Here is a 13,030-nt window from a genome sequence, read left to right as displayed (position 1 = left end):
TATTCATAACAGTGATGTTTATTTTTTGCCATAGTGTGTAGAGAGCATTTTCTTTTCTTTAGTAAGATTACCTGCTATTTTCTGTAGTACTTTTTTCAGGGATTTGAAGTTGTGTGTTTCGGTAAATTGAATATATGAATTTATATAACTGATCCTGGTATCCAGCATATAATAATAACTACTACTTTTTCTGAAGAATCGATGAGATTGAGATTCCAGGTAATTGAGTTGTTCGATATTTGCTTCATTAACAGAAGTAAAGTAATCCGTTGTAAAATAACTGACACATGCTTCAAACTCCGTCCAATCTCCCCTGGCCACTATTTCTTTTATAAAACCAGGAACATTATACCTGATCTTATCTGCAATCGTGAGATCATAAATATCTTTTGACCTTTTCAATCCTTCCAGTGTATAGCGGGTTTCAACTCCCATGCCTAAAAAGTACAGACTGTCTCCTGTTTCTGAGAATTTGACCCTGGTTATATTGCCGTGTTCGTATGTTCTTAACTGATGCCAGGCTGTGTCAAATAAAAAGGCATTCCTGCTCGTCCACCCTACAATATAGTCTCCTGATGGAGAATACTGCAAGCCTTTTAAATACAAACCTCTTAAATTATCTTTTCTCCATTTACCTTTTATCTCTCCGGTCAGGATATTGGTCAGTCTTGCTTCATCATAATATATTTCAAGCACCTCATCCTTACCCGGTGGCATACCTATATTCTGAATAAAGTAGGGAAATTTTTCCTTTTTGATCAATGCACCAACTTTATTGAAATAAAAGAGTGTACTATCCTTCCAGCACAATATCTTTCCATTTGTATTTATGAGGGTGTTTGCCCATCTGTATTCACCATCCAACAATATTTTCCTTTCCCCGGTCTTAATATTCAAAAGCGAAATGTCATTTGTGCCCATTAAGAGGAACAGGTCTTTCCCATCTATGATCGAAACATCGAACAAGGCATCCGGTGGAGGAAGTGATAGCCTTCTTAGAGTATCTGGTGTAATAATGCTAAATACATTGCTGTCTCCCGGCAGAACTACCATGCCCTTTATATAGTCCGTAACGTTCCTATTGGGGTAAAGCGTTGAAACAATACCAAAGGGGTTTCTCTGAAACTCCCAGGTATTCAACCCTTTTTCAGTTTTCGTTACGGCCCGTTTCCCTTCAGTGGAAAGAACAGCTTCTATTGTACGGTCTGCTTTGTTCTTAAGAGACCTGATGATCTGGCCCTCTTCCGTCCATAAAATACTGGCGCCATCGTCCGATATGGAAAGGATGGTATCTTTTTCAGCAGGAACAGCTCTAAGGTTCATGGACAGTACCCTTCCCGTGTGCCCTTCAAACACGAACGGTTCTTCGCTCCCGCTATCCCATATTTTTATCTTTTTATCTATGCCTTTGCTGGTGTATAGTTTTCTGCCATCGCCGGAGAAAGCCAGGCAATTCACGTTTGGTTCCGGGATCGTATCTATAGAAAGCGGTTCTGCCGGATCATAGAGCAGTACTTCACTTCCATTGCTCACCGCAACGGCATTCATTCCCGGACTCACATCGAAAGTTATCATAAACCCCGTGGAGAGTTTATATACTTCATTCAACAGCGTATCCAGAATATGAATTTCACTTCCTCCCGAAAGCAATATATAAGCACCATCCCGGGACCAACGTACTGCCGTACTCCCTTGAGCAGGCCGGGCGATCTCTTTTTCTGCATAATCTGCATGCCTGTACAGGGAAATTGAATTTTGTTTCAATGCAACAGTGTAGGCAGAACAGGATGCCGTGGATACCGGGCTTCCCGGCAATGGAAAAGCCCTGATCTGATTCCCGTTAGCATCATATTCAAATATATACATGCTATTACTTCCATACAAAATGCTCCTCCTATCGTCGTAAACAAAACTCATTAAGAAATTATTGATCTTAGAATGAAACATTACGTTAGTAGTGTCGCTGACGATCCTGTTTAATATTTCTGCATTTTCCAGGGAAGGATTGCTTTCATAAGCCAGGCAGGATAACCTGAAAGCCAGTGTAGGATTATCATTACTAAGCAAGGATACATTAGCGGTCATAGCAGATAACTGTGCCAAATGAGTCTGACGCTCCGCGTTCTTTTGTGCCGCTTCCGCTCTTGCTTTTTGAACACGGGCTATTCCTGTTTGTTTCACAGCCTCATCCCTGGCTATCCCGGCACGATCGCGCTGCTCCTTAATTTTGTTGAACACATAGGCAATCTTATCATCGGCCTGTGTAACTTTGGATGGATCACATACTTTGTAGGCCCGGAGTTTTGTAAGCGCCAAAGTATAATCCTGCCTGAGTATCGCGGCATCTGCTTTTTGCATAATAGCCTGGCATTCCTTCCCCGTTTGCGCATAGGCACACAGGGGGAAAAGGAGTATTAGCAAAAAGAGCAGTTTCGGCATTTTTACTTTTTCATATGAAACGGGAATTCGTTTCCCACATAAGCATCCCATTCTTCTTTTGTCAATGGCCGCAAGACCATGGGGGCTGCTTTCTTTAGCAAAGCAGCTTCCTTCCATTCATAAACTTTTATATGCTGCCCTTCAGCCGCAATAATGAGATCATTATTAGCACGGTTAAAAACAGCTTTATCTAATTTGGCCGTTGTGATCTGCAATGCAATACTATTATCCTTCAAATTCCAGATCACCAGCGCTCCTTTATAATAATCCTTCAATTGCAGTCCGATCAATAAATATTCACCTGAAGCTGAAAAATCCGTTGAAACTATATCTCCGCTAAAATGCCTTGTAACAGGTGATGAGGGCTTATCATCTTTATCCATTGTGTATACAGAAACCCGTTCTTTGGTACCCAGGGCAATACGTTTAAAATCCTTATCGACTGACATTGCCTTTGTATTACTGTATAATTCATTGAAGATGACGGTATCTTTTTCCAGATCTTTTAACTGGATATTAAACCCTCCTGCGAATAATACTTTATTCCGTGATTTCCAGAAAAAAGCTTTGTAATAGGTCAGCTCTGAACTGTCTATCCTTTTCTTAGCCTTACTCTCAAGATCAATGATCCACAATCCCCTTTCTTCGTTATTCATCATAGTGGTAGCTGTACCTACCAAGGCCAGTTTCCCTGCCTGATCAAGGTCTATTGTACTTACGGTAGCCATCAGCGGAATAAAACCTGTATCTCTGTTTGCGAGATTTATGGTCCTGACACCTATCTTTTCCGGGGTTATCACTTCTGAATTTCCACCAAAGGCCAAAAGCCCGGCTTTCTCATTCACAGCTAAAGCGTATACAAATCTCCTGATATGGCGAAGTGTATCTAAACGCCCACTCTTATCCCATTTATATACACCCTGGTAATCAGAGATATATTGTGTATTATCTGCTGCTGAATAAAGATCTGTGACTGCCATGGGTGTGGTGGCAATGGCTATGGCGCCGCCTGGTGTTATCTGCCAAAGATGAAGATCGCCGCTTCGTGTTTTTGTATACAATGTATCTCCCATTGGAGAAAATCCCACACAATATGCAGGGTCGCTCCATTCCAGCTCATGTATAGGTACTGTAGACTGGGCTCCATCGCTTCCCACCTGAACAGTTTTAGTAGCCTCCGACCAGAATGTTTTAACAATCTCTTTTCCGGAGGAAGTGTTCCATACTGATGTGGAATTCGTGAATGAAAAATATCTTTCATTATCCGAAAACACAACATCATCTGCGCTCATCGAACTACTGCCAATCCATTCATACAACATTCTTCGGTCTGCAACATCCCAGACCTGGAAATATTGTTGATTGGAGATGATTAAATATCTTCCGCCTTTTGATGTCTTAAAATCCCTTACTTCTTTATCTCCCTTTAAAAGAAGTTTGTCGTCAGAAAAACGATGCAGGGTAAATCCCTTATTCTCCTGCAGAAGTCTCAGTATATATTTCCCATCATTCGTCAGGTATCCTGCGAATGTTTCTGCTGCTTTTGTTTTTCCGGCATCGATCTCCCAGGCCTCCAGATTTGCTGCAAGAAATACCAGCTTATCCGCTACACGTGTGAAACAGCCTTTGCCATGACTGCTGCCAAGTGTATTCCCGGGAGAAAAACGATGAATGATCTTCCGGGAATGAAGGTCCCATATCATTACTTCGCCAGCACCCTGCATAAACCCATTTTCAATATCATGATCCAGTGTTGCAAGAAAACGTTGGTCCTCACTTACTGCCAGCAATTCCACTTCTTTTTGCTTATGCACCAGGGAATCGATCAGTTTACCCTCCGGCAATTTTATTATAAAGGCCTTATAGTCCTCAGAGGCCAGGATCAGCTTACTCCCATCTGCTGTGAAAAGAGCAGACTTGCCCGCATTACCGGGCATTTTAAATACCGCCCTGCCTGTTTTCACCTGCCAAACCTGCGTAAGTTTATCATTGATCGCAACAAAATGTTTGCCGTCCGGACTTAGTATCATATCGGAAACAGGTACTCCACAGGGGAATTTCTTAATGAGTGCCGGCAGGTGATCCATTGCGTTACGTATAACATGGTCCGCCTCCGATGAATAAGAAAGCCCCATCGCTTCCAGGCCCAGTAATAAACTCAGATGCCATTCAGGATCTGTTTCACTTTGAACCGCCAGGCCAGTGCTGGCCAATTTCCGCGAAACCATTGTTTTCAGGCGTCCTTCTGCTATTGTTGTTTGCCGTTCTGCTTCTTCCCTCGCCTTCCTCTCGGACACTGCTGAAGCTTCCGCTTTACGCTGTGCAGTCTTCGCATCTTCTTTTGCTTTCCGTTCTGCCTCCGAAGCATCTTCTGCTCTGCGTTGCGCCTCTTCTGCCCTCTCCTTCTGCGTGCGTATGCTATCGTATACTTCTATGATCTTGTTATCTACAAAGGTATTTAAGGAAGGATCACATACTTTAAGTGCCCTTAGTTTAACCAAGGCGTCCCGCAGCGCACCTTTTTCAAGTGCAGCTGCTGCTGCATTCTTTATCCTGATGCAATCCGGTTTTGACTGACCCAAAGCATACCCGGTTAAAAGGGTTAAAAGAAGTACGCTTCTATATTTCATTTATCCAGGTTGAATGTTTTGATGATGCCGGTGAAATCGCTTTGCCTGCTTTCTGCAAGCAATGCCGTATCATTTGGGTATAGTTTATATATCTCATAGGCACTTTTAAACTCAATCGTTGCAAGGTCTGTTTCATCTGCTTCCTGGTAGATCTTACCATTCTGTATATTTTCCCTGAACCGGGCTATCTGGTATTGTTTCAAACTCTGCTCGGCCCTGTCCCTTTGATCATTAGCCCGACCATTTAATATGGAGATCCAGATCACCACAACAACCAATGCGGCAATAGCACCCAGCGCAGCCATCCACGCTATCCTTTTCTTCCTTGTGCGGATGCCCTCACTGATCCTTACATATTCTTTTTCCTTCTTATTAAGCAGCGAGTTTTCCTTATCCAGCTCTTTCACCATAGCCCCCAACTGCTCATTCCTGTCCCAGAGGTAATTTTTACTTTTACCGTTGGCCAGGTATACCCGTATATCATCTTCCAATTCTTTCTGCATGGCCATTCTGGCGATCCCTGTTTCTTCTATCCATTGTTTTATATAGCGCCATCTCACCACAGCATCATGCACCGGCTCCCATGCTCCATTATCATTCAGGGAATAAATGATCCGTTCTTCCCTTAATACATCAATCTGTTCCTTTATAGCGCTGTTCAGGGTTTCATCCGTAAAAACAAGGTCTGCCGCAGTTACGCTCTTTTTGCTGTAGATATCTCCCTCTATGTTCACCATCCGTAACAGGATATGTTTCAGCGCCTGTTCATTTTCATTATGTTCACCGAGCAGGGCTTTTAATTTACTGTGCAAGGCACCGGATACGCCGCCAATAGTATTGTAATAATCCTCTGCCTCCAACAGCCTGCCACGATTATTCTCCATGGACTTTATATACAGCTCACTCAGCAATACGGATAACATAGGAAGGCTTCCCGGATACTGTAATACATCATCTATGATAGTATCTACCAACTGCGGTGGTTCATAGAAAAAAGCCATGTCAATGGCAGGCCGCATAATGGTATCCTTTAATTCTTCTCGGCTCATCCAGGGGATGTTATAAAGGCTATCCTTCCATAGCTTTCCCAACCTGCCTTTATTGATCAGGTGTTGAAAATCTGAGCGCAGCGTAGCGATCAGGAAAACGTTCTCATGCTGCAGATACTGTTCATATAACTGGTTCAGGAATGTTTCCGCATCTTCTTTATTCCGGGCCTGGGTAACCAGCTCTTCGAGCTGATCCACATAGATCACGGTTTTGATCGTACTGTCAGGCAATAGCAGCTTTTTCAGCATCTCCAGGGGATATTCTCCCGGGCGGATGGTTTCCAGGAAGGTCCAGCCTTCTTTTTCAAGGGCTGGTTTAACACCGGCTTTGATCACGGAGGTTTTGCCGGAACCGGAAACCCCTGTTACGATCAATATATTTGATTGCCGTTCCTTAATAATGTTCAGAATAGCGGAGATCACCTTTTCCCGCCCATAGAACTTATCCTTATCCTTTTCCCCGTATGCCTCTAATCCTTTAAAGGGGTTATTTTCCCGTGTAGCTTCTTTTGCATCCCGCAGGGATAATTTACTGTTGGGGTTTAAGAAGAGGAACTCACCCTTATCATGGTTCTTAAGTGTAAATAACCTGGGGGTCTGGCGATGTTTGATATTCCTATCCAATGCCAGGCTCTCCACTACATCTCTCAGGTAAACGATCAATCCGGAAGCAGTGATCAATCCATTATGCAACAGATCTGCAGCTCCTTCCAATGCAGAAACGAGGGCACTGGCAAAGGGAGAGTTATTTGTCTCCTGCCGGTTTCGCCAGCCATAGTCAAGGGCAGTTTGATCAAAGGCAGCGGAAGTGATCACCTGCCAGGCCTTGTCTTGTATGTATAGTTGAAAATGCTGCCTGTATATTTCTTTGGGGCCTGTGTTCAGGTGCCGGGTATTAAAAGCCGCCCATTCCAGGCTTCCGGCAAAACAGCAGTCTAAAATGATCAGCACGTGCCGGCATTCTATTTTATAGAATGTTTCCAGCAGCTGATCCATACTGATCCAGGTGGATGCGTCGTCTGCCCTGCCTTCTTTAGGAATAATATATCCCATAGCAGAACCATCTGCATTCTCGAGTGTTTTGCCATGGCCTGCAAAGTAGAATACGAGGCGGTTGTTTTTCTGGTTGACGGTGTTCACCATTCCTTCCAGGAAGTTCCTGATACCGGTTGCGGTGGTATCATTGCCTTCCAGGATATTACTTTGAAAACCGTTGTGTGGGCGCTCTAATTGCCGGCTAATGCTTCGTACATCATACAAAGGAGTGCGCAGGTCTGCGATCATAGCTTCATCGTACTCATTAATCGCTATTCCATAAAAATACGATGCAGAGAAGTATTGGCTCAGGGACATCTAATGGGGTGGTTTGTACATCAAGATACGGATTTATAATAATATTATCCATCAAAACCCCCATATCTTCCATCCGTGCAGAACACGGTACTTGATACATTTGAGCGGGAAGTTCTTCCTGTTTCAAATATCTACCGTTATGAAAAAGAAAATTCTACTCTTTCTGATCAGCCTGCTGATCGCCCGATGCGGCTTTACCCAAACCACAGTAGTTGTTGACCCTAACCGAAAATTCCAGACGATAAAAGGATTCGGCGTATCGCTTTCCTGGTGGGCCAATATCATGGGTGGCTGGGGCAACACGGCTATCACTTCAGTCTGCAGCGACCTTACCAGCAGCAGCGAGCTGAACTTTAATTATTTCCGGTTCAATATCGGCGGTGGCGATACTCCGGCACACAACCATATAACACAGACAGGCGGCGCTATGCCTGGTTATAAATCCAGCCGTACCGCTGCATACAACTGGCTGGCTGATTCCAACCAGATCAGGGTACTGCAAAAGATCTATGCCTTAAAAAGCAGTGCCATTTACGAAATGGCAGGTTATTCCCCTCCTTTCTGGATGACAAAGAGTGGTTGTACTGCCGGCAACACAGATGGTTCGGACAACCTGCTGGATGCTGATTACGGTACTTATGCAGATTACCTTACTGATATTGTGAAACATTTCAAAGATGTGGAAGGCATCAACATCAGCAAGCTGGAACCATTTAACGAACCGTTCTCCAATTGGTGGAAAGCACTGGGCGCGCAGGAAGGCTGCATGTTTTCACGGGCCAATCAGAAAAAGCTGATCGATTCCGTATATCACCGGTTAAACAGCAAGAACATGCTTTCCTGGTGCAGCATTGCTGCCATGGATGCCAATACGATAGATCAGGGCCTTACAGGACTTAATAACTATGTTGCTGATGGGATAATCAGTAAAGTGGCTGATATTGCCGTTCATAGTTATGGTGGCACGCAACGCGCTCAGTTATACAATGCCGCGTTTGCACAGGGTAAAGAAGTATGGCAAACAGAAAGCGGTCCTTTAGGGATTGCCTCTAGTGGCATGGACAACTACCTGTATATGGCCAGCCGTATCGTGCAGGACCTGAAAGAGATGAAGGCTGTGATCTGGGCAGACTGGCAGGCCGTTTCACCGGATAACCGCTGGGGATTATGGACGTACAATGTTGCTGCCAAAACCTATCAAAAAGTAAAGCCCTACTATGTAAGGAAGCAATTTTCAAAATATATTAAACCCGGTTATTCGATCCTGTACAGCAATGAAAATTCAGTTACAGCGCTTAACCCTGCAAATAACGAACTGGTAATGGTGCTCATTAATACGGCAACAGCCAGTACATCCTATAAGCTGGATATGAACCTTTTTGGCACTGTTGGTTCTGCAGCCGTATATCGCACCACCAGTACTGAAGATTGTGCCCAGCTCACCAATATCGCCGCAACCAATAATATATACAGTTATTCTGCTCCTGCCCAGTCCATCACAACATTTGTGATCCCTGTTACCCTGGCCGGCAATCCAATTGCCAACGGTACATACAGGATCACCGCCAAACACAGTAATAAAGTAATGAGCATTGCGGGATACTCCACTGCAAACGGTGCCTTGGCAGAACAATGGGACTGGTTAAACCAGGCAAACGAAAAATTCATTGTTACGCTTACTGCAAACGGTTATAAGATTGCTCCTTCCTATGCTGCATCCAAAGTACTGCAGGTAAACATGGTATCCCTGGCAAACAGCACTGGTGTTTCTATATGGGACGACTATGCCCAGGACCATGAACGTTTCAGCATTATTGACATAGGAGGAGGTTATTACAAGATCGTAGCCAGGCATAGCGCTAAATGCCTTGCCGTGAACAATAACGGAACAGCCAATGGCGATGATATCGTGCAATACGAATGGCTCAACTATGAGAACTTTAAATGGTCGTTTACAGATGTTTCATCCTCTTTGCTTGCGGTTAGCCCACCTGTGCAGGATAGTAAAACTTCCGGACCGCTTGTATATCCCAATCCTTCCAACGGCCCTGTAACCATCAACTTAAACACTCCTGTAAAAGCCAGGGTGCAGGTGCTGGACGTAAATGGAAAGGTGCGCTATGACAACGTTACTGCCAATAGCCTGCTTAACATTGATCTGGGCAAATGGGGGAAAGGATATTATATCATCCGTATCACGAATGAAAAGGCTACATATACAAGGCCGGTTGTTATCAACTGACGGTTTATTCTGCTTTCAAGCTGTTCACCGGGTTGGCTAATGCTGACCGGATAGCCTGGTATCCTACCGTCAGCAAAGTGATGAGTATGATAGCACTACCGGCGGCAATGAAAACAGACATGCCCAGCGGAACGTGATAAGCAAAATCGTTCAGCCATTGCGTCATAGCCCACCATGCAAGCGGGAAGGCAATCAGTATGGCTATCAGCACCAGCTGCATAAAATCCTTTGATAACATCAGTACAAGGTTACTAACGGTGGCGCCCAGCACTTTCCGTATGCCTATTTCTTTCCGGCGGCGTTCTGCCGTAAAAGCAGCCAGGCCAAAGAGCCCAAGGCAGGAGATGATAATGGCCAGCCCGGCAAAATACCGGGAAATGGTAGCCACCAGTTTCTCTGAGGCATATTGTACCTGGTAGTCATTATCAAGGAAGCGGTGGTCAAAGAAGAACCCGGGATTGAATGTCTGCCATAATCCACTAATACGGGCAATGGTGGCCTCTTCCTGCCCTGCTTTGATCTTAACCATCACCAGCATGGTTTCCTGCGGGGCCAGTTTGAAAATAAAGGGCCTGATGGCTTCGTGTAGTGAATTGAAATGAAAATCTTTTACTACGCCTATGATGCGTTTTTCCCTTGAACCAAGACTGATGGTTTTACCGATGGGGTCTTTCAGGTCCATTGTTTTGATCGCGGTTTCATTCAGGATCACGGAACCAGTGTCTGAAGTGTAGTTCCTTGAAAAAGGCCGGCCTTTCATCATTTGCATATCCAGTGTTTCTATGAGGTCGTAATTCACAGGCATCTGGTAAAAACGGATCCTCGCGTCCTGGTTCTTTCCTTCCCATCGTACACTTCCACTAGGCTCATAACTGGGTAAAATGATCTGTTGCTCTATGCTGGATGCATTGAGCACACCGGGAATGTTCTTTACTTCAGCCAGGAAGGTGGTGGCCTTTTCTGCAGCCCTGCCCTGCAGCTCAAAGCAGAGTATATTGTCTTTACTATAACCGGGCGATTTAGTTTGTACGTAACTGATCTGGTTGTATACTACTAATACGGCAATGATGAACACTACGGATACCGTGAACTGGAAAGTAACAAGCCCTTTCCTTGCCCACAGCTCTCCTGCAGAACGATGGATAGCACCTTTCAGTGAGCTTAAATGTGAAAGGTAAAATGCTGGATAACTTCCTGCAACAATGCCCGTTAATAAAGTAATACCCAATACAGCCAGCAGCAATACCGGATCGAATACAAACACTTTTCCTGTAAGCTGATTAAACTGCGGCAGTAATGCCCACACCATCAGCAAAGCTATCAGTAAGGCGGCCAGGCTCATTAATATGGATTCTCCCAGGAATTGCAGCACCAGCGAAAACCTGCCGGCTCCCAATATTTTTTTAACGCTGATCTCCTTTATCCGCCGCGAAGCTTTGGCAGTAGAGAGGTTCATGAAATTAATACAAGCGATCAACAGGATAAAAATAGCAATAACAGTAAACAGTTTTACATACCCTATCCTTCCGCCGGCCTGCACTCCATTTTCGTATCTGCCATACAGGTAACCTTCTGCATAAGGCCGCAGGAATGGCATTGTTATTTTATCGTTCAGGTTTGCATGCAGCAATTCTGTGATCTTGTTGCCCGGTATTCCGGCAGTTGATACGATATAGGTATTAAAAGGCCCGGTAAGTGTATTAGATGCAGGAACGATATCGTACCAGGCTTCCAGCGGCAATACAAAATCGTATTGCATAGTGGAGTTAACAGGAAAATCCTTGAAAACACCCGATACGATGCATGGTTTATCAAAGGCCTGCCATTTCCAGGATAACTCCTTTCCTATTGCACTATCCACTGAATGAAATAATTTTTTAGCCAGCTGCGCAGATATTACAATACTGCTTTTATTTTCCAACACCTTATCGCCCTGGAGCAACTCGTAGGAAAAAACGGAAAAGAAATCTTTGCTAACAAAGTTACCTTTTGCACTGAGGGTATTTTCTTTCCATGACAGGTTGAAATTCCGGAACCATACCGCTGGTGTGGTAGTTACCGTATGTTCTACTTCAGGTAGGTTTTTAAGGAGGATGTCCCCTACATTGCTGCCGGTACCTTCCGTAGTGGCAATACGGCCTCCGGGGTTTTCATTCAGCATTACCTGGTAAATATTCTTCCGGTGGAATTTATCTATGCTCAATTCATCGTAGATCCAGAAACCAATCAGCAATGCACATGCTAAGCCCGTAGAAAGGCCTGCAAGGTTAAGGATAGTGAATTGACGGTCTTTGATCAGGTGGCGCCAGGTTGTTTTAAACATCTTTAACAGGTTATTGCGCGTTCAGTTACTAAAAGAATGCCTGAAAATAAAAAACGTTTTATTCAATATTATACATATCTCTATTTTTAACACCTGTTCGTTTTTGGTACATGAAGTGTTCGGTTATTAACCGGACTGGCTGATTAAATTCTGCCGCTTGTAATCACTTAGTGTTTGCCCTGTATGGTTCCTGAATATGCGGGACAGGTAAGAAAGACTTTCAAAACCGGTTTCCTCCGCTATTTTATAAAAAGGGAGATCTGTGGTGATAAGTAACAATTGCGCCCGTTCCACCCTCTTCAATTGCACGTAGGCCAATGGCCGCTCCCCGGTGTTCTTCAGGAAAAGCCGTGAAAAGTAATCGGGGTGCTGATTGGCCCTTTGTGCCAATCCTTCTACCGTAATACTGCTGAGCAGGTTGGTTTGGATAAAGTTGATGGCATCCATCACTTTCGGATGGATCATTGTTCTCTCTGCGATCTGAAAGTTATCTGCCGCCATGAACCTCGACAGCAACTGCATTAATAACCCGCAGGTTTCCATAAATACGGAAGGTGGTATGAGGTTGTTCATGTCCTGGTAACTCCTCAGGATGTCGTTCTTCTCATAGTCCCTGGGGTTATAGGAAGTTTTGATAGCACGGTTGGGATTTAGTAAAAGGATGCGTTTTACGCAATTAATATCTTCTGCACTGGCAGGTATTTTAAAGATCCTGCGGTTGGCGGCAAACAGGGAAATACCGTCCGCCGATCCTTCCATGAATTGTACATAATATTGGCTCAGCTTGCTCCGGCATTCATAGTTGCAGGTAGTAAAACTGGGAATGAGATATAAATGGCCGTCTTCCAGTGTCACGGTTCCTGTATCATTATACAGCTTTCCCTCTCCTCCATCTATATAATATAAGCGATAGAAGATGCTTTTTATATTGCTGTAATGCCAGCTTTTGTTCAGCTGCACATAATCCGTATTCAATAACGTAAAGGAATTCATA

6 protein-coding genes are annotated in these 13,030 nt (G+C 44.2%); 1 reads left to right on the top strand and 5 read right to left on the bottom strand.

Going from position 1 to position 13,030, the window contains the following annotated elements:
• Window positions 1-18: 18 nt before the first annotated feature.
• Genes BUR42_RS05385 through BUR42_RS05375 form a run of 3 tightly spaced genes read right to left on the bottom strand, consistent with a single transcriptional unit; the run spans window position 19 to window position 7,471 of the window.
• Window positions 19-2,421: a WD40 repeat domain-containing protein gene (locus BUR42_RS05385; RefSeq protein WP_234979611.1), complete on the bottom strand. Its 2,403-nt coding sequence runs from the start codon at window positions 2,419-2,421 to the stop codon at window positions 19-21.
• Between the two features lie 20 nt (window positions 2,422-2,441).
• Window positions 2,442-5,069: a hypothetical protein gene (locus BUR42_RS29510; protein WP_074238245.1), complete on the bottom strand. Its 2,628-nt coding sequence runs from the start codon at window positions 5,067-5,069 to the stop codon at window positions 2,442-2,444.
• Window positions 5,066-7,471 (bottom strand): nSTAND1 domain-containing NTPase, encoded by a 2,406-nt coding sequence (locus BUR42_RS05375; RefSeq protein WP_084185413.1) that lies wholly within the window; start codon window positions 7,469-7,471, stop codon window positions 5,066-5,068. Before BUR42_RS05375 ends, BUR42_RS29510 begins: the two co-directional genes overlap by 4 nt.
• Before the next feature lie 139 nt (window positions 7,472-7,610).
• On the opposite strand from BUR42_RS05375, the gene BUR42_RS05365 reads away from it, so the two are divergent.
• Window positions 7,611-9,713: an RICIN domain-containing protein gene (locus tag BUR42_RS05365; protein ID WP_074238242.1), complete on the top strand. Its 2,103-nt coding sequence runs from the start codon at window positions 7,611-7,613 to the stop codon at window positions 9,711-9,713.
• A gap of 4 nt (window positions 9,714-9,717) precedes the next feature.
• Here the strand turns inward: BUR42_RS05365 and BUR42_RS05360 are convergent, their stop codons facing one another.
• Window positions 9,718-12,036, bottom strand: coding sequence for an ABC transporter permease (locus BUR42_RS05360; protein ID WP_074238241.1), 2,319 nt, complete (start codon window positions 12,034-12,036; stop codon window positions 9,718-9,720).
• Window positions 12,037-12,162: 126 nt separating this feature from the next.
• Entirely contained in the window at window positions 12,163-13,029 is an 867-nt protein-coding gene (locus BUR42_RS05355) for a helix-turn-helix domain-containing protein (RefSeq protein WP_074238240.1), read from the bottom strand.
• Window position 13,030 lies beyond the last annotated feature (1 nt).

The organism is Chitinophaga niabensis, from assembly GCF_900129465.1.
Lineage (GTDB): Bacteria > Bacteroidota > Bacteroidia > Chitinophagales > Chitinophagaceae > Chitinophaga > Chitinophaga niabensis.
Note: the sequence above shows the minus strand (reverse complement) of the source record. Positions and strands in the feature narration are given on the sequence as shown.